20 protein-coding genes are annotated in these 20,949 nt (G+C 63.6%); 7 read left to right on the forward strand and 13 right to left on the reverse strand.

Features of this window, described 5'->3' with window-relative positions; all coding sequences use genetic code 11:
* Positions 1-8 precede the first annotated feature (8 nt).
* Both AC07VG_RS10630 and AC07VG_RS10635 read right to left on the reverse strand, forming a co-directional pair.
* Entirely contained in the window at positions 9-1,403 is a 1,395-nt protein-coding gene (locus AC07VG_RS10630) for a sensor histidine kinase (protein ID WP_495021009.1), read from the reverse strand.
* Positions 1,381-2,064 carry a response regulator transcription factor gene (locus AC07VG_RS10635; protein WP_248806525.1) on the reverse strand — a complete coding sequence of 228 codons (684 nt, stop codon included), beginning with the start codon at positions 2,062-2,064 and terminating at the stop codon, positions 1,381-1,383. The genes AC07VG_RS10630 and AC07VG_RS10635 overlap by 23 nt, the downstream gene beginning before the upstream one ends.
* A 316-nt stretch (positions 2,065-2,380) precedes the next feature.
* On the opposite strand from AC07VG_RS10635, the gene AC07VG_RS10640 reads away from it, so the two are divergent.
* Positions 2,381-4,000, forward strand: a complete 1,620-nt coding sequence (locus AC07VG_RS10640; protein WP_495002285.1) for a glucan biosynthesis protein D — start codon at positions 2,381-2,383, stop codon at positions 3,998-4,000.
* 178 nt (positions 4,001-4,178) lie between these two features.
* Here the strand turns inward: AC07VG_RS10640 and msrA are convergent, their stop codons facing one another.
* Genes msrA through msrB form a run of 3 tightly spaced genes read right to left on the reverse strand, consistent with a single transcriptional unit; the run spans position 4,179 to position 7,279 of the window.
* Positions 4,179-4,907 carry a peptide-methionine (S)-S-oxide reductase MsrA gene (gene msrA / locus AC07VG_RS10645; RefSeq protein WP_495021010.1) on the reverse strand — a complete coding sequence of 243 codons (729 nt, stop codon included), beginning with the start codon at positions 4,905-4,907 and terminating at the stop codon, positions 4,179-4,181.
* Between the two features lie 20 nt (positions 4,908-4,927).
* Positions 4,928-6,733, reverse strand: coding sequence for a cytochrome c biogenesis protein DipZ (locus AC07VG_RS10650; RefSeq protein WP_495002283.1), 1,806 nt, complete (start codon positions 6,731-6,733; stop codon positions 4,928-4,930).
* 27 nt (positions 6,734-6,760) lie between these two features.
* Positions 6,761-7,279 (reverse strand): peptide-methionine (R)-S-oxide reductase MsrB, encoded by a 519-nt coding sequence (gene msrB, locus AC07VG_RS10655; RefSeq protein ID WP_495002282.1) that lies wholly within the window; start codon positions 7,277-7,279, stop codon positions 6,761-6,763.
* A gap of 159 nt (positions 7,280-7,438) precedes the next feature.
* Here msrB and AC07VG_RS10660 point away from each other — a divergent pair, with 159 nt between their 5' ends.
* Both AC07VG_RS10660 and AC07VG_RS10665 read left to right on the forward strand, forming a co-directional pair.
* Positions 7,439-8,155 (forward strand): response regulator transcription factor, encoded by a 717-nt coding sequence (locus AC07VG_RS10660; RefSeq protein ID WP_495002281.1) that lies wholly within the window; start codon positions 7,439-7,441, stop codon positions 8,153-8,155.
* A complete protein-coding gene (locus AC07VG_RS10665; RefSeq protein ID WP_495002280.1) occupies positions 8,152-9,612 on the forward strand; it encodes a sensor histidine kinase in 1,461 nt (486 codons plus the stop codon). The genes AC07VG_RS10660 and AC07VG_RS10665 overlap by 4 nt, the downstream gene beginning before the upstream one ends.
* Before the next feature lie 2 nt (positions 9,613-9,614).
* On the opposite strand, the gene AC07VG_RS10670 is transcribed toward AC07VG_RS10665, so the two are convergent.
* Positions 9,615-10,520 carry a LysR substrate-binding domain-containing protein gene (locus tag AC07VG_RS10670; RefSeq protein ID WP_495021011.1) on the reverse strand — a complete coding sequence of 302 codons (906 nt, stop codon included), beginning with the start codon at positions 10,518-10,520 and terminating at the stop codon, positions 9,615-9,617.
* 94 nt (positions 10,521-10,614) lie between these two features.
* Between AC07VG_RS10670 and AC07VG_RS10675 the strand changes: the two genes are divergently transcribed.
* Entirely contained in the window at positions 10,615-11,496 is an 882-nt protein-coding gene (locus AC07VG_RS10675; protein WP_495002278.1) for an EamA family transporter, read from the forward strand.
* 20 nt (positions 11,497-11,516) lie between these two features.
* Here AC07VG_RS10675 and AC07VG_RS10680 read toward each other — a convergent pair whose 3' ends face one another.
* Together AC07VG_RS10680 and AC07VG_RS10685 are read right to left on the reverse strand one after the other, a co-directional pair.
* Positions 11,517-12,647, reverse strand: coding sequence for a patatin-like phospholipase family protein (locus AC07VG_RS10680; protein ID WP_495021012.1), 1,131 nt, complete (start codon positions 12,645-12,647; stop codon positions 11,517-11,519).
* Positions 12,648-12,817: 170 nt separating this feature from the next.
* A complete protein-coding gene (locus AC07VG_RS10685; protein WP_495002276.1) occupies positions 12,818-13,573 on the reverse strand; it encodes a DUF899 domain-containing protein in 756 nt (251 codons plus the stop codon).
* A 254-nt stretch (positions 13,574-13,827) separates the two neighbouring features.
* Between AC07VG_RS10685 and AC07VG_RS10690 the strand changes: the two genes are divergently transcribed.
* From AC07VG_RS10690 to AC07VG_RS10700, 3 genes are all read left to right on the forward strand, one after another.
* Positions 13,828-14,253, forward strand: a complete 426-nt coding sequence (locus AC07VG_RS10690; protein ID WP_495002275.1) for a YciI family protein — start codon at positions 13,828-13,830, stop codon at positions 14,251-14,253.
* Between the two features lie 31 nt (positions 14,254-14,284).
* Positions 14,285-14,701: a VOC family protein gene (locus AC07VG_RS10695; protein WP_495021122.1), complete on the forward strand. Its 417-nt coding sequence runs from the start codon at positions 14,285-14,287 to the stop codon at positions 14,699-14,701.
* A gap of 167 nt (positions 14,702-14,868) precedes the next feature.
* Complete coding sequence (locus tag AC07VG_RS10700; RefSeq protein ID WP_495002274.1) at positions 14,869-15,537, forward strand: HAD family hydrolase; 669 nt, start codon at positions 14,869-14,871, stop codon at positions 15,535-15,537.
* On the opposite strand, the gene AC07VG_RS10705 is transcribed toward AC07VG_RS10700, so the two are convergent.
* The 5 genes from AC07VG_RS10705 to AC07VG_RS10725 form a co-directional block, all read right to left on the reverse strand.
* Positions 15,499-15,693 carry a hypothetical protein gene (locus AC07VG_RS10705; RefSeq protein ID WP_495002273.1) on the reverse strand — a complete coding sequence of 65 codons (195 nt, stop codon included), beginning with the start codon at positions 15,691-15,693 and terminating at the stop codon, positions 15,499-15,501. The genes AC07VG_RS10700 and AC07VG_RS10705 overlap by 39 nt on opposite strands.
* Before the next feature lie 142 nt (positions 15,694-15,835).
* On the reverse strand, positions 15,836-16,909 hold the full coding sequence (locus tag AC07VG_RS10710) for an ABC transporter ATP-binding protein (protein ID WP_495002272.1): 1,074 nt from the start codon (positions 16,907-16,909) through the stop codon (positions 15,836-15,838).
* Entirely contained in the window at positions 16,906-18,504 is a 1,599-nt protein-coding gene (locus AC07VG_RS10715) for an ABC transporter permease (protein ID WP_495002374.1), read from the reverse strand. The genes AC07VG_RS10710 and AC07VG_RS10715 overlap by 4 nt, the downstream gene beginning before the upstream one ends.
* Positions 18,505-18,519: 15 nt before the next feature.
* Positions 18,520-19,536 (reverse strand): iron ABC transporter substrate-binding protein, encoded by a 1,017-nt coding sequence (locus AC07VG_RS10720; protein ID WP_495002271.1) that lies wholly within the window; start codon positions 19,534-19,536, stop codon positions 18,520-18,522.
* A gap of 241 nt (positions 19,537-19,777) precedes the next feature.
* Positions 19,778-20,887, reverse strand: coding sequence for an AbrB family transcriptional regulator (locus AC07VG_RS10725; RefSeq protein ID WP_495002270.1), 1,110 nt, complete (start codon positions 20,885-20,887; stop codon positions 19,778-19,780).
* Positions 20,888-20,949: the final 62 nt, after the last annotated feature.

A 20,949-nucleotide genomic window follows, 5' to 3' on the forward strand; every position in this document is an offset into this window, starting at 1 on the left:
CCCTGGATTCAGTCCACGGTCATCAGGTTGTTCCGGCAACTGAGGATCAAGCGCGCCCCGGCCTGCTCGCTGCTACCGATGTCGAGGCTGAAACCGTGCAGGTTGACGATGGCGGCGACAATCGACAGGCCGAGGCCGAAGCCACCGTGCTGGGCGCCTTCGTCGCAGCGATAGAAGCGCTGGAACACCGCTTCGCGCTCGGACGGCGGGATGCCGGGGCCGGAGTCGTGGACCTCGATGCGGGTACTGCCGGCATCAAAGGCCGCCCTCAAGACCACCTCACCGCCTGGCGGGGTGAACTTGATGGAATTGCTCAGCAGGTTGGCCAGGGCTTCGAACAGCAAGGCCCGGTCGCCAGTGATCGTCGGCAATGTCTCGGGCGTCTCCAGGCGCAGGCTGATCTCGGCCTCTTCAGCCAGTGGCAGGTAGAAATCATACAGCTCGTGCAGCAGCGGCAACGGGTCCAGTACCAGGAAGCCAGAGCGCCGCTGATGGTCTTCCAGTTCGGAGATACGCAATAAACCGCGAAAGCGCGCCATCAACGTATCGGTCTCGGCGATCACCCCATCCAGTTGCAAGGACTCGGGCGAGCCGTCGACGGTCTGTTGCTGGATCCGGTACAACTGGGCCCGCAAGCGGGTCAGCGGCGTGCGCAGGTCATGGGCGATGTTGTCGCAGACCCCCTTGACCTCGTGCATCAGCTTCTCGATCCGGTCGAGCATGGCGTTGACGATCGCCGCCAGCATGTCCAACTCGTCGCGACGGTTCGACAGCGGCAGGCGATGGCCCAGGTCGCCGGCGATGATCGACTCGGCGCTGGCCTGGATCGCCCGTATCCGCCGGATCGGCCGGCGCCGCAACAGGTGCCAGCCGGCCACGCCGGGCAGGATGGTCAGGGATACCGCCCAGAACAGGGCGTGGAGAATGATCCGGGTGACGCCGAACAGCGAGCCGTTGTCGCGCACCAGCAGCAGCCAGCGCCCGTCGTGGGTCTGGGTGGCCACCGCGTCGCAGCTGTCCTGGGGCAGGATCGGGTCGTCGGAGTCGATGCAGTTGGCCAACTCATGGATCCTGCCGTCCATCGGCAGGTCAGCCGGGATTTCCTGGATCGGCCCGCTCAGGTGCAGTTTCTGCTCGTTGAACAGGCCATAGGCATCCACGCCGCGCATGTCGAAGGTCATGCTGGTGGTCAGCGCTTCCATCAGCGGTTGGCCCTGGAAGCGCGAAAACAGGTGCTGGCGTTGCATCAACGAATGCCGGGCGAGGGTGCTCAGGTACCCGGAAACCTCGTAATACAGCACCCCCATCAGGCTGCAGCTCCAGGCCACGAACAGGAAACTGTAGAGTGCCAGCAGCCGGCTGGTGGAGGAGCGCCAGCCTTTAGAGGGGTTCGGCAATGACATAACCCGAGCCTCGCACGGTGCGGATCAGCGGCGCCAGGCCCGGGCCGTCGATCTTCTTGCGCAGGCGACCGATATGCACGTCGATCAGGTTGGTGCCGGGGTCGAAGTGATAACCCCAGACTTCTTCAAAAATCATCATCCGCGAGAGGATCTGCCCGGTGTTGCGCATCAGGAATTCCAGCAGCTTGTATTCAGTGGGCAGCAAGCTGAGCAACTGATCGGCCCGGGAGGCTTCGCGGGTCATCAGATTGAGCTCCAGGTCGGCCACCCGTAGCGAGGTTTCGAATTCCCGTGCCGGGCTCTTGCGCCGCAACAGCACTTCGACCCGCGCGGCCATTTCGTCGGAGGCGAAGGGCTTGGTCAGGTAATCGTCGCCGCCAGCGCGCAGACCACGTACGCGTTCGTCGACATCGGAGAGGGCGCTGATCATCAGGATCGGCGTGGCCACCCCGATGGTTCGCAGCGTGGTGACGATGGCCAGGCCATCGAGTTCCGGCAGCATGCGGTCCAGGGTAATCAGGTCGTAATCGCCACTCACGGCACGGACCAGGCCTTCACGGCCGTTGTCGACCCAGTCAACTTCAAGCCCGTGGCTGCTCAGTTCAGCCACGATTTCCTTGGCGGTTACAGCATCGTCTTCGATGGTCAGGATGCGGGTCATGGGTTGCCTCGACGGACCTTCAAAACAAGTGGGCAAGTGTGCCAAGAACCGCGTGAAAACATTCTGAAAAAATCTTCACGGGGCCTGGGCCGCTGTTCACAGGGCGCCTCGAGTCTCTAGAGAGGCTGGAAACATATAGCCACACCTTGGCTGAATAAAGGCTGTCAGTAAGTTTTCTGTAGGATATTGCGAACCGTCATGGGGATTTGTTATCTGTTACCTGTAGCCGCATTCGTTTGTCGTCTTGAACGAGCGCTTCTTTTGATCCGGAACCCAAGGGTTCCGGATGTCCGGTAGTTCCTGTACAGGTCTTTTTATGCACCGCCGCAATCTTCTGAAAGCTTCCATGGCCCTGGCGGCCTATACCGGCCTGTCGGCCAGCGGTCTGTTCGCGGCGCGGGCGCTTGCCGCCACCGCGGATGGCGATATCGAACACTTCGACTTCGAGACATTGCAGACCCACGCGAAAAAACTCGCCGCGAAGGACTATGCCAGCACCCGCCAGGTGTTGCCGCGGTCCCTGGCGGACATGACCCCACAGCAATTCAACGCCATTCAATACGATGCCCGGCACTCGCTGTGGAATGAGCTCAAGGGCCAGTTGGACATGCAGTTCTTCCATGTTGGCATGGGTTTCAAGCAACCGGTGCGCATGTACAGCGTCGACGCGCAGACGCGCCAGGCGCGCGAGGTGCATTTCCGTCCGGCGTTGTTCAACTACGCCCGCAGCGGCATCGACCCATCGCGGCTCAAGGGTGACCTGGGGTTCTCCGGCTTCAAGCTGTTCAAGGCCCCGGAAATCGACCAGCACGACATTGTCTCGTTCCTCGGCGCCAGTTACTTCCGCGCGGTGGACAAGACCGGGCAATACGGTCTGTCGGCGCGCGGGCTGGCGATCGATACTTATGCGAAAAAGCGCGAGGAGTTTCCCGACTTCACCCATTTCTGGTTTGAAACCCCGGACAAGGACAGCACCCGCTTCGTGGTCTATGCCTTGCTCGATTCGCCGAGTGCCACCGGGGCCTATCGTTTCGACATCGATTGCCAGGCCGAGCAGGTGGTGATGGCGGTCGATGCCCATATCAATGCGCGCACCGCCATCGAGCAGTTGGGCATCGCACCGATGACCAGCATGTTCAGTTGTGGCACCCATGAACGGCGGATGTGCGACACCCTTCACCCGCAGATCCACGACTCCGATCGCCTGGCCATGTGGCGCGGCAATGGCGAGTGGATCTGTCGGCCGCTGAACAACCCGGCGACCTTGCAGTTCAATGCCTTCGCCGACAAGGACCCCAAGGGGTTTGGCCTGGTACAGACCGACCATGAGTTCGCCAGCTACCAGGACACCGTGGACTGGTACAGCCGCCGTCCGAGCCTGTGGGTCGAGCCGACCACGGCCTGGGGCGAGGGCTCCGTCGATTTGCTGGAGATTCCCACCACGGGCGAGACCCTGGACAATATCGTCGCGTTCTGGACGCCCAAGGAGCCGGTGGCGGCGGGGGCCTCGCTGAACTACGGCTACAAGCTCTACTGGAGCGCCATGCCGCCGGTGGGTACGCCGTTGGCACGGGTGCACGCGACCCGTTCGGGCATGGGTGGGTTTGTCGAAGGCTGGGCGCCTGGCGAGCATTACCCCGAGGTCTGGGCCCGGCGCTTTACCGTGGATTTTACCGGCGGAGGATTGGCGCGTCTGTCCCTGGGCGCCGAGATCGAGCCGGTGGTGACGACGTCCCGTGGTCAGGTAAAGGATATCGATGTCCTCAAACTGGACGAAATCAACGGCTATCGGGTGACGTTCGACTGGTACCCGAGCGACGACCGGGTCGATCCGCTGGAGCTGCGCCTGTTTATTCGCACCCATGACCGGACCTTGAGCGAAACCTGGTTGTACCAGTACTTCCCGCCGGCTGCGGACAAGCGGCGCTATACCTGAGTCGCGTTCCCACTGCCAATACTGTCTCGCGCCTTCACGCGCAACCTGTAGGAGCCAGCTTGCTGGCGATGAGGCCAGCAAGTCATGCATCGCTCTTGCGGAAGCCATCGCCAGCAAGCTGGCTCCTACAGGTGCCGTGGTGTTTTCAATATCCCATTATTGAGATCCTGCGCAGCTGTCAGTTGGCGTCCGGCACCAGTACCGGGTCGGCCCGGTACAGCTCTGGCTCCATACGCTTGAGGTTTTCCACCTTCGGTAAATCATTGATGACGATATACGGCGCGTACGGGTGCAACGTCAGGTAGTTCTGGTGATAACCCTCGGCCGGATAGAAGACCTTGCCGTCCTCGATCCGGGTAACGATTGCCGAGGGAAACGCCTTGGCGGCATTCAACTGGGCGATATAGGCCTTGGCGATGGTTGCCTGTTCGGCGGTCACCGGGAAAATCGCCGAACGGTACTGCGTGCCGCTGTCCGGCCCCTGACGGTTAAGCTCCGTCGGGTTGTGGGCCACCGAGAAGAACACCTGCAACAGTTGCCCATAGCTGACCTTGTTCGGGTCATAAGTCACCTGCACCGACTCGGCGTGTCCGGTCGAACCTCCGCCCACCGATTCGTATTGGGCGGTATTCGCCGCGCCGCCGGTATAACCCGACACCGCGTTCTCGACCCCACGGACATGCTGGAACACCCCCTGGACGCCCCAGAAGCAGCCGCCGGCAAACACCGCCGTGGCCTTGCCGCTGGCGCCAGCCGCTTGATCCAGCGCGGGTGGGGCGATCTGCACTGCATCCTCGGCCGACCAGGCCAGGCGCTGGAACATCAACACCGACAGGCACAGGCTGGCGATCCCGGCGACGATCAGCCGCGGCGACTTGGTTTTTCGTTGCATCACAGGCGTGTTCATGGTGTTCATCCTCGTGGCGATCAACCGAAGGTAAAGGCGTAGGCTTGTACGCCGGGATCGAGAAATTCGATGGAGAAGGTGTGCTCGCTGACGTCCCCAGCCTGGCGGACCAGCTGGTACAGACGCTGCTCGGTCACCGTGCCTTCGCCGTTGGCGTCGGTATCGGTGCCATGGTTGGCGCCGGGCAGCGCACCGTCGATACGCACCTTGAAGCGCACCGGCTTGCCGTCCGCGCCCGGGCCGAGCACCAGGTGCAGGTCACGGGCGTGGAAGCGGTAGACCACCTGGCCCGGGGCCTGGTTGAGCGTCACCTGCTCGGCATGGGCGGTCCATTGGCCGTCCAGGCCCCACTGGTTCAAGGCCGGCTGTTTTGGCGCCGCATAGTTTTTCGATTGGTCCGCCACCTGGTCGCCCGGCGAGGCGAAGTTCTCGGCGCGGTCATAACCCAGGTAGGTTTCCGGCGATTTCACTTCGGCTTCGTCGGCGGCCTGCATCACGCCCTGGGCCTGGGTGCTGACCATGCCGCCGGAGACGTTCTGCTGCCCGGCCTCTTTCAGCAGTTGCTGGATCACCTGCTCGGAACCTTCATAGTCGCCTTCACCGAAGTGGTGGTAGCGCACGCGGCCCTGGGCATCGATAAAGTAATGCGCCGGCCAGTACTGGTTATTGAAGCCGCGCCAGATTGCATAGTTGTTGTCGATGGCCACCGGGTACTGGATGCCCAGTTTGCTCACGGCCTGACGGACGTTGTCGATATCACGTTCGAAGGCGAATTCCGGCGCATGCACGCCGATCACCACCAGCCCCTGGTCATGGTACTTCTGCGCCCAGGCGTTGACGTAGGGCAGGCTGCGCAGGCAGTTGATGCAGGAGTAGGTCCAGAAGTCGATCAGTACCACCTTGCCCTTGAGTTCGGCGGCGCTCAGCGGTGCCGAATTGAGCCACTGCACGGCGCCCGACAGATCCGGCAGGCTACCTTCCACCGGCAACGCCCGTTCCGCGCCACCGGTCTTGGCCGCCATCGCCATCATGCTGCCGCTCGCTTGGCCGGCCTCGCTGTTGACCGTCGCCATCATGGCGCCGCCCTGATCCGCGGCTTTCTTCGGCGTCAGGTTGTCGAGCAGCTTCTGTTCGAGGCCCGAGGTGGCGACCGTGGACACCCGGGTCAGGATACCGGTGTCCAGGCCCAGGGCGATGGCGACCACGCCGACCAGCATCGCCGCACCCAAACCGCGGCGCAGCCATTGGCCGGTGCCGAGGTTGCGCTTCATCGCGCTGAACAGCTTGCCACCGATCAGCAGCGCGCCGGCCAGGGAGGTCGCGGCACCGGCGGCGTAGGCCAGCAGCAACAGAGTGGTGCCAATGTTCGCGCCTTGCAGGGCGGCGCCGGTGAGGATCAGGCCGAGGATCGGTCCGGCGCAGGGCGCCCACAACAGGCCGGTGGCGATTCCGAGCACAAAGGATGAGCGCGCGCTGGGCGAGCCATCGTGGCTTTGCGCCGAGCGCGACAGCCGGTCACCGGCCGCTACCAGCGGCTGGGTCAGGCGCTCGGCGAGGTGCGGGAACAGCAGGGTAATGGCAAAAAACGCCATCAGCGCCATGGCCAGCCAACGGCCGTACTGGTTGGCCTGCACCACCCAGCCACCACCGACCGCCGCCAGGGTGGCGACCAGGGCGAAGGTCAGGGCCATGCCGCAGAGCAACGGCAGGCCGCTGCGCCGAAACGGCTCGCCCGAGCGGGCAAAGACGAACGGCAGTACCGGCAGAATGCAGGGGCTGAGGATGGTCAGAAGACCGCCGAGGTAGGCCAGGATAAGCAGGAACATGATGGAATCCTTGTTGAAACGCGGGGATCAGGCCGCGCCGGGGGTGAAGGTCATGGCGACACCGTTCATACAGTAGCGCAGGCCGGTGGGCGGCGGTCCGTCGGGGAACACATGGCCCAGGTGGCCGCCGCAACGGTGGCAATGCACTTCGGTTCGGGAGACTCCGAAGGAGGTGTCGCGGCGGGTCGCCACGGCGCTTTCCAGCGGTGCGGTGAAACTTGGCCAGCCGGTACGGCTGTCGTACTTGGCGGCCGATGAAAACAGCGCCAGGCTGCAGCCGGCACAGGCGAACACGCCGGCGCGGTGCTCTTCGTTGAGAGGGCTGGTGTAGGGGCGCTCGGTGCCTTCATGGCGCAGCACTTCGTATTGCTCGTCGCTGAGCATGGCTTTCCACTCGGCGTCGGTATGGCTGACTTCGAACGTTTCGCCGGTATCGGCCGAGCGGCTGCCGCTGCCGAAGGTGGCACCCACGGCGCGCCAGTCGAACAAACCGGCGGCGAGCAGGGTGGCGGCACTGGAAACAAGAAAGCGTCTTCTGGAGGACATGGCGTCGCGTCCACGGTGATTGAACAGGCTTTCATTGTTGAGCGGCGGGGGTCGCCAAATCCTCCCGTAAAGTTAACTTATTTGTGAACATTGCCCAGCAACGATCCGGCACAATGAACCAGGCGTCGTTTGCGCCGCTTACCCGCACGAAGGCCGACCATGGATTCACCCAAACGTATTCTGATCGTCGAAGATGACTTGCACCTGGCGGGCCTGTTGAGCCTGCACCTGCGGGACGAGGGGTATGACGTCACCCACTGCGCCGATGGCAACCTGGGCCTGGCGCAATTGAGCAAGGGCTCCTGGGATGCGCTGATCCTCGACCTGATGCTGCCGGGCGTCGATGGCCTGGAGATCTGCCGGCAGGCGCGGGCGATGGCGCGCTACACGCCGATCATCATCACCAGTGCCCGCTCCAGCGAGATGCACCGGGTGCTCGGGCTGGAACTGGGCGCTGACGATTACCTGGCCAAGCCGTTCTCGATGCTGGAACTGGCCGCGCGGGTCAAGGCCCTGCTGCGGCGGGTCGATGCTCTGGCCAAGAGCCTGAAAATCGAGGCGGGGACTCTGGAGCAGGGCGGCCTCAGCCTTGATCCGCTGACCCGTGAGGCCCAGGTCGACGGCAAGTCCCTGGACCTGACGCCACGGGAATTCGACCTGCTGCATTTCTTTATGAAAAACCCCGGCACCGTGTATTCGCGCATGGACCTGTTGAACCAGGTCTGGGGTTACCAGCACGACGGTTATGAACATACGGTCAACACCCATATCAATCGCCTGCGGGCCAAGATCGAAGTCGACCCGGCGCAACCCGAGCGGATTCTCACGGTCTGGGGGCGCGGCTATCGCTTCTCGCCGGTGAGTCGCCCGTCATGAACCTGACCCTTTCCCAGCGCCTGTCCCTGGCCTTTTCCATCCTGCTGCTGGCCTGTTGCGGGGCCTCGGTGTGGTTGCAGGTGCGGGCCAGCGACATGCATGAAAAGGAAGTGGTCCAGGGCCTGTCCCGGGACCTGGCCCAGAGCATTGCCCTGGATAACCGGCTGGTGGGCACCGAAGGCTTGACCATGGAGGGCGTGCGTGCGCTGTTCGGCCAGTTGATGAACGTCAACCCGAGCGTGGAAGTCTATCTGCTCTCACCCAGCGGCAAGATCACCGGCGATGCCGCGCCGCAAGGCCACCTGCACCGCGATCACGTCGATCTGGCGCCGATCCGTCGCCTGCTCGACGGCCAGCCGCTGCCGATCCTCGGTGACGACCCGCGCAGCGATGACGGGCGCAAGGTGTTCAGCGCCGCGGCCTTGCGCGGTGGCGGCAAGGAGCTGGGCTATCTGTACGTGGTCCTCCAGGGCGAAGAGCATGATCGCCTGGCGGCCCAGGTGTCGGCCAGTTCGGTGCTGCGCACCACCTTGTGGGCCATGAGCCTGGTGGCTCTGTTGGGGCTGATCGCCGGCCTGATCGCCTTCCGCCTGATCACCCGTCCGTTGCGTCGCTTGACCGAGACCATGCGCGATTTTGATACCGATGCTCCGCCAGCACAGTTGCCGGTGTTATCCCGGGCCGGGGCCGGGCGTCGCGATGAAATCGAGGTGCTGGAAGCCAGCTTTGCCCAGATGGCCACGCGCATCGGCGAACAGTGGCGCAGCCTGACCCAGCTCGACCAGGATCGTCGCGAGCTGGTGGCGAATATTTCCCATGACTTGCGCACGCCCCTGGCGTCGTTGCACGGTTACCTGGAAACCCTCTCCCTCAAGGACGCGGTGCTGGCGCCGGATGAGCGTCGACGTTACCTGGGGATCGCCCTGGCCCAGAGCAGCAAGGTCGGGCAACTGGCCCAGGCACTGTTCGAGCTGGCGCGCCTGGAGCATGGCGCAGTGCGCTTGCAGGTCGAGGATTTCTCCCTTAGCGACCTGATCCAGGACGTGTTCCAGAAGTTCGAACTGATGGCCGAGACCCGCCAATCGAAATTGCTCGCGGTGTTGCCGCGTGGGGCTTCGATGGTCAGTGCGGACCTGGGGATGATCGAGCGGGTCCTGACCAACCTGATCGACAATGCCCTGCGTCATACCCCCGAAGGCGGCACCATCGAGGTGGCGCTGGCCCATGGGCGTGGCAAAGTCCAGGTCACGGTCAGTGACACCGGCCCGGGGATTGCCCCGAGCTTGCTGGAAAACCTGTTTCGCCGGCCATTCAATCAGGACGGCGACCGGCGTTCCGGCGGCCTGGGATTGCTGATTGTGCGACGCATCCTGCAATTGCATGACAGTCAGATTCGCCTGTTGTCGATTCCCGGCAAAGGCGCGGTGTTCTCTTTCGAACTGACGGCGGTTGGCTGATCTCAGGCGCGCTGATCCGCGCTGAGCGCACGTGGCAGGATGATATTCAACTCTTCCCCGAGAAAGCTTTGCAGCGCCTGGACCGCGGCGGCCTGGACCGCCGGTACTCGGCGGACATAGAGGGCGAAATCGACGATCGGCGGTGGCGGCAGGCCATCGGCCGGACCCAGCATGCGCATGCTTTCGCTGCGGATATTGCCTTCCAGCAACACCGTGATGCCCAGGCCGGCCTCGACCGCCGACTGCACCGCCGGCAGGCTGGTGCTGCTGCAGACCACGCGCCAGGGGATGTTCGCCCGTTGAAGAATTTTCACCACCTGGCCATGCCACAGGCAGCCACCGCCAAAGGTCACCAGCGGCAGGCTGTGCTGGGTCAGGTCGGCGGGCAGGCTCAGGCCGCGGGCGCCGACCCAGAACAGCGACTGGGTCCAGCAGGCCTGGGGCTGGGCGCTGATGGCCGAGGCGTCGCCGATGATCACATCCAGGGTGCCGTCGGCCAACCGGGCGGACATGGCCGCGCTGCTATCGACGGCGATTTCCAGGGAAATATGCGGATAGGCCGCGGAAAAGCGGCGCAGCGCCCGGGGCAGGCTGCCCACGGCAATGTCCTCGAGCAAGCCCAGGCGTACCGTGCCGGCGATCTGGCTGGCGGACAAGGCGCGCCGGGCATCGGTCCCGGCACCGAGAATGCTGTGGGCGTAAGGCAGTAGCAGGTGACCGGCTTCGGTCAGGCGCAGACCCCGGGGCGAGCGATCGAACAGGCGACGTTCGAGGTCGTCTTCCAGTCGTCGCAACTGCATGCTCACCGCAGCCTGGGTGCGTGCCAGGCGCAGGGCGGCAGTGCCCACGGCACCGGTTTCGGCGACGGTGACGAAGGTTCGCAACAGACTGCTGTCGAGATCGCGCATTATCAATATTCGTGAAGTCGGGATAAGAAATATCAGCTTATTTGAAGTCCGCCTGGCTGGCTAGGATGGCCCGACATTCACAGGAGATTTCAGCATGCAGGAAAATGCCCCCGGCCTACCGCTCTCCGCCACCCACGGGGCGCCGCGTAGCGCGCTGTTGTGGGCGGCGCTGTTGTGCATGCTGTCGATGGTCAGCGTGCAGTTCGGCGCGGCGCTGTCGTCGCCGACCATGGACACTTATGGTTCGCTCAGTACCACTTGGCTGCGCTTGTGCTGGGCGGCGGCGGTACTCGCGCTGCTGGTGCGGCCGCGCCTGCATACGTTTTCGCTGTCACGTTGGCTGGCGGCCGGAAGTCTTGGCCTGGCAATGGCCGTGATGACCACCTGCTTTTTCGCGGCGATCCAGCGCATTCCATTGGGGCTGGCGATTGCCATCGAGTTTCTCGGCCCGTTGCTGGTGGCCAGCCTCGGCGTGCGTAGCGGGCGGGGGTTGATCTGGCCGCTGCTGGCGGTGACCGGGGTGTTGCTGTTGGCCCGCAACGAGGGCGGCTGGGTCGGTGAACCGCTGGGTTTGCTGCTGGCGTTCGGTTCGGCGGCGGGTTGGGCGGCTTATATTCTGATGATGAAAAAGGTCGGCCGGCTGTTCCAGGGTTTTGAGGGCCTGTCGGTGTCGCTGTTGGCCGCCGCGCTGATTGCCACGCCCCTGGGACTTTGGCAAAGCGGCGGCCATCCGCCGTTGTTGCAGATATTCAGTTGCGCGGGACTGGCCTTGTTCGTGCCGTTGCTGCCCTATGGCCTGGAAATGGTCGCCTTGCGGCGGATGCCGGCGTCTTCGTTCGGCATCCTGATGAGCGCCGAACCGGCGGTAGGCGCCCTGGCCGGTTACCTGGTGCTGGCCCAGCCGATGATCCCGATGCAGTTTGCCGGCACCGCGCTGGTGGTCAGTGCCAGCCTGGGCGTGCTGGCACTGCCCTGAGGAGCGCGGGCCTCGCCGGTTTACGAGAGCCCAAGGGGCTCGGGCGTTTCCGCGGCCACGGGCAGCAGCGGATAGTGCCGGTCGGTCGCTTGGGCCACTGCATAGCCATGTCGGGCGATCCGCTCGAAGACCTCGGGCTCGAGGCGATTCAGGGTGGTGGGAAAGTGCGCGGCAAAGGCCGCGTCGCTGCCTTTGACCGGGTCGATCAGAGTGCTGGCGATACTCAGGTAACCGCCACGTCCCGGGGCTCTCTTCAGGTATTCGACAAAGGTCCGGCCGCGTAGCGCCCGGGTCTGGTCGGACATGATGTCGGCCAGGCGCTTGAGCCGCCAGGGACTCAGCACCCCGGCTTGAAACCCCGGCTGCAACGGCGCGCCGGCGTCCGAGACGATGATCGGGTACTCGTAGCGTTTGGTCTGTCCGGTCGCCGCGTCGAAAAAGGGTTCCAGGCCGAGGTTGTCGTAGACGCCACCGTCATAGAGTCGCAGCTTCTTGAACGGCAGGCGTACCTCGACGGCACTGTTCAACGGGGCGTCCCACTCGCGCTGCAGCCACTTGAAGCGGCGGGTCTTGAGCGACAGCGGCCCGATACCGCCGGGGAACGCCGCGGAAACCGCCAGGGCCTGGGCCAGGGGGAAGCCGTCGGTGCTGGCATAGCCGATGGAGTAGTCGCCCATATTGCTGCGTTTGAAGCGAAAGCGTTTGCCATTTTCCGCCGTGGTGCCGTTGATCGACCAATCGGGTCTGGCGGCAATCTCCGGTAGCAGGGCGGTTACCCCCCAGTCCTTTTGCAGGGCCAGGGCCAGCAGGTTGGCCCGGGACAGCAGGAAGCGCCAATTCAACGGGTTGCGCAGTTGACGCAAGGCACTCCAGAGCAGGCTGCGTGAGCACAGCTTGGTTTGCAGGGCCGGGTAGATGCGCTGCAGGAAAGTCGCGGAGTCGGGCCATTGCCCATGATTTTCGTTGAGCATCAGGCCCACCAGCAGGCTGCCGCCAGACACCGTGGAAATCTGCGAGAGCCGTTCCAGGGCCTGTTGTTCGGCGAGGTATTTAAGCACGCCGAGGTGAAACGCCATGGCTCGAACGCCGCCGCCGGAGAGGGCAAGGGCATAGTCCGAACGCGGGCCAATCGAGACGGCAGGAGACTCCATGTTTCCTCTCTGGTGAGAATTGTCGTGCACAGGGGCATTTCGATGCGGGTGCTGTGTGCAGGCGCGGCATAGCCCTTATGCGCTTCTCTGGAGACGCGCATAAGGGCTCAGGTTTGCCACGTTAGCGTTGACGTCCATCGCGAGCAAGCTCGCTTTGGGAAGAGAGCGATTTAGGTTTTATCTGGGTGGGATTCGCAGCAACTGTGTGTCGCTGGCGTAGCATAACGATCGTGGTGCCGGACCCAATCCATGGTCCCGCTTTCATTGCGACCCTTGGGCATCAGGTCGAGGAAGTGATAGGTGCCCAGCAGCATGTCCAGGCCCCGGGCATAGGTGGAGTAAGTGTGGAAGATCTCTCCCTCGGCGTTGCGATAGAACACGCTGAGCCCCGGCAGTTCTTCTTCGGCACTCTCGAGCGGTTGGTAGTTGTACTCGGCCTTGCCGGCGAGTCGCTCTTCGGGCGAGGCACTGACATGAAAGTCCGCGTTGAAATCGCTACCGGCCGATGAGAACCAGGGGAAATGCCAGCCCATGCGCTGCTTGAACGCCTGGAACTGTGCCCACGGCGCGTGGGAAACCGCGACGAACGACACATCGTGGTGCGCCAGATGCAGGTTCGCGCCGTCGAAGTGGTCGGCGAGGAAGGAGCAGCCGGGACAGCCTTCCTGCCAGCCGTCGCCGAACATGAAGTGATAGACGATCAACTGACTGTTGTCGCCGAACAGGTCGGCCAGCTGCTTGTGCCCATGGGGTCCCTCGAAGCGGTAGTTCTTGTCGACCTTGACCCAGGGCAGGGCACGCCGCTCGGCGCTGAGCTGGTCGCGTTGATGGGTAAAGGCCTTTTCATGGACCAGGTGTTGTCGGCGCGCGGCCAGCCACTCTTCGCGCGAGACCACGGGATGCTGTTCAATCGCGTGTTCGTTCATGTCGATGACTCCTCCGGTTCAGGGCCGCCGGGCGGGTTTTCCGGGGCGCGAAAGATCTACTTCTATGCTTAGGCTTAGTCGAATGTGGGGCGGCGATATCGACCGCCGATCTTCTGCGTGTCGGCAAACGGACCAACGGCGATCAGGAAAAAAAGATTTCGTGGGTTGTCGATTCCGCGGGCGCCCGTTCGATTAGTCGACAGAGCCGCCAGCCGGCTTGTCGAATTTATCCACCACCATCAGGAGATACGACCATGCGATTTATGGTGATCGTCAAAGCCAGCCCGGAATCGGAAGCCGGCGAAATGCCCAGTCAGGAATTGCTGGCCGCCATGGGCGCCTACAATGAGGAACTGGCCAAGGCCGGGGTGATCCTCGCCGCCGAGGGGCTGCATCCGAGTGCCAAGGGTGCCCGCGTGCAGTTCAGTGGCAAACAGCGGACCGTGGTCGACGGGCCCTTTATGGAGACCAAGGAACTGATCGCCGGTTTCTGGATCTTCAAGGTGCAATCGCTGCAAGAAGCCATCGATTGGGTCAAACGTTGCCCGAACCCGATGGTCAGTGACTCTGAAATCGAAATCCGCCAGGTCTTCGAGGCCGAGGACTTTGGCGAATGTTTTACCCCCGAGTTGCGCGAACAGGAGGAACACCTGCGCGCGAAGATGTCCGGTCAATCCTGAAACCCTGCCAGAACGGAGTTTGATCATGAGCCTGAAAATCATTCCTTACCTGACCTTCAACGGCAACTGCAAGGAGGCCTTTGCCCTGTACAAACAGGTGCTCGGTGGCGAACTGTTTTCCCTGTCGTTCGCCGATGCGCCGCCAGAGGCCGGCGTGCCCAAGGATGCTCCCAATAAAGACAAGATCCTGCACACCTGCCTGACGGTGGGCAACTTCAGCCTGATGGCGTCCGATTGCCCGCCGAATCAGCCGTTCAGCAAGGCCCAGGGTATTTCGGTGTCGCTCAATGTCGACAGCGTGGACGAGGCCAAGCGACTGTTCGATGGTCTGAGCGGCGGCGGCAGCGTCTATATGAAGCCGGCCAAGACCTTCTGGGCCGAGTATTTCGCAATGTTCGAAGACCGCTTTGGCGTCGCCTGGATGGTCAATTGCGAGCGCGCGAAGTAAGCGTCTGGCGTGAGATCGATCGCGAGCAAGCTCGCTCCTGCAAGATGCGATACGGCCTGACCCATGCACTGTAGGAGCGAGCTTGCTCGCGATCAAATGGCATGAGCGACACCGCCCGTCCCGGAGTGAGACACTAGGTCCATTCGGTTCATGGGCGTGAAACAGTAATGACGATTTCAAACAGCGCCGCGCGGGAGCTTGGAACCTGCGTGGCTTTCGACTTCGACGGGACCATTACCACCACCGACAGCCTGCGGGATTTCGTGCGCTATTTGGTCGGCCACCGGCGCTTCCTGATCGGCGGCCTGCTGGTCTTGCCCTGGCTGGTGGGCATGTATACGGGCCTTTGCAAGCGGGCCGAGGCCAAGGCGCGGTTCCTGGCGCTCACCCTGCGCGGCAGGAGCCAGGTCGAGCTTGAAGAGGCAGCGGCGCGTTATGTCGCCGAGCGCCTGCCGACGCTGATCCGTCCGGAAATGCTCGAACGGATCGAGGAGCACAAGCGCCTGGGGCACCGTCTGGTGCTGGTCAGTGCATCGCCCACGCTCTATCTCGAGCACTGGGCCCCGGCCGCCGGTTTTGATGCGGTACTGGCCACCCAACTGGAGTTTCGCGACGGGCGTTTTACCGGGCGCCTGGCGTCGCCCAACTGCTGGGGGCCGGAAAAGGTCCGGCAGTTGCAGCAATGGTTGGGCGATACGGGTGGCAGGGTGTTGTTTGCCTATGGCGACAGTCGCGGCGACCAGGAGATGCTGGCATTTGCCGAGCACGGCTGGTTACGCGGACTGGGCGCCTTGCCGTCACTCGATGCCTGGCCTGATGGGTTGCACCACGGCTGATGGTCTGTCGCTGTCGAGCAGGCGGCGTTCTTGCAACACATTGATGAGGGCTACTCGAGAGGACGGATCCAACTGGTGTTCCCGTTCCTTGAGTTCCAGCAGGATGGGGTTGGACCAACTGCGATAGGCGCGCTCTGCAAGACGAACTGCGGTCATTTCTCTCTCCTTGTACAAAAGCCCGCTGAAATAGGCGGGCGACTCCATGAGCAGAAAATCCTAGTCGAGAAGTCACGGGGCCGCTACTGCTCCCGCCGTACGGTTGTCTGTTGACCTCGGTCAAGGTGTCGGTGGTGAACGGCTAGCGGGCGACCTGCCGGCCCAGCACATGGGCGTGGCCGAGGGCCGAGACCAGCACCTCGCTGCCGACCCTCGGCGCGTGCATGCCAGTGCTGCGCACCAGCAACGAACGCTTCTGGCCGTCGGCGGCCCGGGCCTTCAACTCCACCGTCAAGGTGCAGGTATTGCCACCGAAATCGCATTCGGTGACTACGGCCGGGCAGCCGTTGTCGTCCGCTTGTCCCGACACCCGGGTTGCAAGTTGCAACTGTTCGGGGCGCAACATGATTTGTGCCTGGCCGTGGCGGCCCTCGTCGTTGACCGCCAACCGGCCCAGCTCACACTGGGCCCAGCCGTTTTCGATCAGGGCGGGGAGGATCACCGCATCGCCGAGGAACAGCGCGGTGTCTTCATCGTCCGGACGCAGGTACAGGTCCATCGGCGGCCCGGCCTGCACCAGCCGACCCTTGCGCATCACCGCCAACTGATCGGCGAAGGACAGGGCTTCGGCCTGGTCATGGGTGACCAGGATGGTGGTTACCCCGGCCTCGGACAGCAACCGCGCGACCATCTTGCGCATCGACGCTCGCAGCCCGGTGTCGAGGGCGGAAAACGGTTCGTCCAGCAGCATCAACCGTGGGCGTTGCGCCAGAGCGCGGGCCAGTGCCACCCGCTGTTGCTGACCGCCGGAGAGTTCATGGGGCCAGCGTTTGCCCATCTGTGCTTCCAGGGCCACGCTGTCCATCAACTCGGCGACCCGCTGTGGCCGGGAGGCCTTGTCGACAATGCCGAAGGCGATGTTATCGGCCACCGTCATATGCGGAAACAGCGCGCCGTCCTGTGGCACATAGCCGATCAGGCGCTGGTGGGCCGGGACCTGGGTCTGGGCGTCCACCAGCGGTTGGCCGTCGAGGGTGATACGACCGGCATCGGGAAACTCGAAGCCGGCGATCATCCGCAGCAGGGTGGTCTTGCCCGAGCCGGAAGGACCGACGATGGCGGTGCGGCTACCCGTGGAGATCGACAGGTTGATGTCTTCCAGGGCCGCTTGCGAACCGAAGGACTTGTACAGCGCGTTGAGTTCAAGAGCGTTCATCGGCCAGCCGTGCGTTTGGATTGATGATAGAGAAGCCCGGTCAGCGGCAGTGACAGCAGGATCATGAGCAGCGCGTAGGGCGCCGCGCCGGCATAGTCGATTTCACTGGTCATGGCCCAGAAACCGGTGGCCAGGGTGCGCGTGCCGTTAGGCGCGAGCAGCAGAGTGGCGGTCAGTTCGTTGGTAATGGCCAGGAACACCAGCGCGGCCCCGGCGGCGGCCCCGGGCGCGGCGAGGCGCAGGGTGATCGACCAGAGGGCGCGGACCGGTGAGCGACCGAGGCTGCGGGCGATGTTTTCCAGCTCCACCGGCGCCTGGGCGATACCGGCGCGCAAGCTGACCAGGGCGCGAGGCATGAACATCAACAGGTAGGCCAGCAGCACGGTGATCGAGGTTTGGTAGATCGGCCGGGCGAAGTTGATGGTGACCGTGACCAGGGCCAGGGCGACGACAATGCCGGGCAGGGAACTGGTGATGTAGTTGCAGCTTTCCAACAGGCGATGCAGGCGTCCGGGCGAGCGGATCGACAACCAGGCCACGGGCACCGCCGCGCAGGTGGTCAGCAGGGCACCGGCGGCGCCCAGCAGCAACGTCTGTTCCAGGGCCGGGAGCAAGTCGTCCAGTTGCCAGACCTCGCGGCCACCGGCGATCAGCCAGTTGCCCAGGGTAACCAATGGCACGCCGAGGGCGAGCACGCTGCTGATGATCGGAATGCTCAGTGCCAGCAGCGTGGTGCTGCGGTTGAGGCGTACCGTGCGTTGCTGCCGCGCGCTGCCGGAACCGACCCGGGCATAACGGGCCTTGCCCCGGGCGGCCGACTCGACGGTCAACAGGGCCAGGCAGCACAGTGCCAGGATCCCGGCCAGGGTATGCGCCGCCGGGCCGCTGAAGGTCGACTTGAACTGGTCGAAGATCGCCGTGGTGAAGGTGTCGAAGCGGATCATCGCGTAGAGGCCGTATTCGGCCAGCAGGTGCAGGCCCACCAGCAGGGCGCCGCCACAGATCGCCAGGCGTAGTTGCGGCAGGACAATCCGGAAAAACACGGCCCAGGGCTTGAGGCCCAGGGACTCGCCGACATCCTCGATGGCCGGGTCAAGGCGGCGCAGGGTCGCGGCAATCGGCAGGTAGAGAAACGGGAAATAGGCGATCACCGACACCAGCACCCCGGCGAACAGCCCGTGGATCGGCGGTACCAGACTGACCCAGGCGTAGCTGTGGACGAACGCCGGCACCGCCAGCGGCGCGGTGGCCAGCAATGACCAGGCGCGGCGGCCGGGCAGGTCGGTGCGCTCGGTCAGCCAGGCCAGGGCCAATCCCAGCGCCACGCACAGGGGAATGGTGATGACCATCAGCAACAGGGTGTTGGCCAGCAGTTCGGCCACCCGTGGGCGCCAGACCAGCGCTTCAAGGCTGGCCCAGCCGGTTTGCCAGGCAGACAGGACCACGAAGGCGATTGGCAACAAGGCCAGCAGGGACACCAGCACGGACAGCCCGATGATCCAGGCATTGCCCTGGCGCCCGAAGAAGTTTCTGGATCGCTTGCGCGAAAGCGCCGCAGGCGCGTGAGCGACTGCGGCGGGGTCCAGGGGAGAAATGGACTCTGGGATCAATTACAGGATTCCGGCTTGGGTCATCAACTCCACCGCTTTCTTGCTGTCGAGTTTCGAGGCATCAACCTTGGGCGCGTCGAGGTCCTTGAGCGGCACCAGCTTGGCATTGGACTCGGCGCCCACGCCGACGGCGTATTCAAACGAGTTGCCGTTCTTGAGCACGGCCTGGCCGCCTTTGCCGGTGACCCATTTGAGGAAGGCCTGGGCTTCTTCCTGGTGTTTGCTGGACTTGAGCACGCCGCCGCCGGAGGTGCTGACAAAGGCGCCCGGGTCCTGGTGCTTGAAGTAGTGCAAGGAGGTGTTCTTGCTGTTTTCGCCAGTCTTGGCCTGGTCGCCGAAGCTGTAGTAGTGGTAGATCACGCCGCTTTCGACTTGCCCGGCATTGACCGCCTTGAGCACCGCGCTGTTGCCGCGATAGATCGAGGCATTGGTTTTCATAGCCTTGAGCCAGTCCAGGGTCGCGGCTTCGCCCTTGAGTTCCAGCACGGCGGCGACGATGGCCTGGAAATCGGCACCGGCCGGCGACACGGCCCAACGGCCTTTCCACTCAGGCGACGCGAGGTCGAGCAGGGACTTGGGCAGTTGCGCTTCGGTCAGTTTGCTCTTGTTGTAGACGAACACGGTGGAGCGGGCGGCGATGCCGACCCAGTTGCCGTGGGCCGGACGGTAGGCCGCACCGACCTGTTCCAGGGTGGTCGGTGCCACCGGGGCGAACAGCTTGGCATTGTCCACCAGGACCATGGCCGGGGAGTTCTCGGTCAGGAACACGTCCGCTGGCGACTTGTCGCCTTCCTGGACAATCTGGTTGCCCATCTCGGTGTCGTCGCCATTGCGCAGGGTCACCTTGATCCCGGTTTCCTTGGTGAAGCCATCGACCCAGGCCTTGGTCAGGCTTTCATGCTGGGCGTTGTAGACCACGATACCGTCGGCGCTCGGGGCGGCGTAGGCGTGGCCGGCGCTGAGCATGGCGGTGGCCAGCAAGGCGGTTTTCAGAAACGAAGGCAGACGGGAAATCATTGTGTGGGAAGCTCCTGCGGTCTTTTGGTAGTCAAGATGGCTGGCGATTTTCGGCGCATTTTCACCCGGTTCGCCGGTCCAGTTAAACAATGGGAATCATTCGCATGTTTGTCTGGGCGGCAATTTAGAGGGTGAAATGAGAAAAAAACGTCAAAACCAGCATGACTCTCAAACAAATCTTAATCAATGTCGTTCGTATTTTGACTAAGGTAACGCCGGAGATTGTGTCACGAATGCTTCGTCATCGGTGAGTCTTGTCGAGCCTGGTGTTTTGTTTGATGGGCACGGAGAAGCGAATCACCAGGCGGACAAAGAACGCCCCGCTAAAGATCACCGCCAGCAGGCGCAAGGTCTGCATCGCCAGGACCAGGCCGACATCCGAGTGGGTATCGACCGCAATGATCGCCATGGTGTCGAGCCCGCCGGGGCTGGTGGCCAGGTAGACCGAGAGGAAGTCCAGGCCCAGCAGCCGCGCCATGACCCAGGCCGAGGCCGCGCACAGGGCGATCAGGCTGACGGCGCCAAGGATCATCGCCGGCAGGCGCTTCCAGACGTACAACACGGTCGGGCGGTCGAAACGCAGGCCGACGTAGCAGCCGATGGCGCCGTAGGCGATCGCCAGCAGCCAGGCGGGCAGGGTGATATGCAGCAGTCCTGAGAGTTGCAAGCTGCCACCGAGCAGCAACGGTACCAGCAAAGCGCCGGCCGGTATCCGCATGCCGAGCACCACGCCAACCACCGCGGTGGCCAGGGTCAGCCCCAGGTTGAACAGGCTGAAGCCGTGCTGTGCCACGTCAGTGGCGTGCAGATCGCTGCCGTTGGCCGGGGCTTCGAGCAGATGGCTGACCAGTGCGCCGATCAGTACCACGCACACCACCCGTACATACTGCATGGTCGCCACGACCCGGGCGTCGGCGCCGAAATCATCGGCCATCGAGACCATGGCCGACGCCGCGCCCGGCGAGGTGCCCCAGGCCGCCGTGCTCGGATGGATGCCGCCGAAGCGCACCATCGCCAGGCCCACCAGGGTACTCAGGCACACGGTCAGGACCGTGGCGACCAGCATCAGGTGCCAGGACTCGCTCATCGCGGTCAGCACCGCCAGGGTCATCGAGTGCGCGGCCAGCAGACCGATGCAGCCCTGGCTCAGGCGGAAGGCTTCCTTGTGCAGGCGGATATGCGCGCCGCTGACCCCGAAGGCGATCGCCACCAGCATCGGGCCGATAAATTGTCCGGCGGGCAGTTCGAGGTACTTGAGCAACTGTCCGCTGCCTCCAGCCAGTAACAGCAGCGCCAGCCATTGGCGCAAGCGCGACCAGGTGGACAGGGAAAACCATGATGATGCCGACAAGAACACTCTCCAAAGCGCTGGGCGCTCCTGTTGCAGGGCGTTGAAAGCGGCGCAGTGGGCAA

This window comes from Pseudomonas sp. GW821-FHT03C07 (assembly GCF_059420925.1).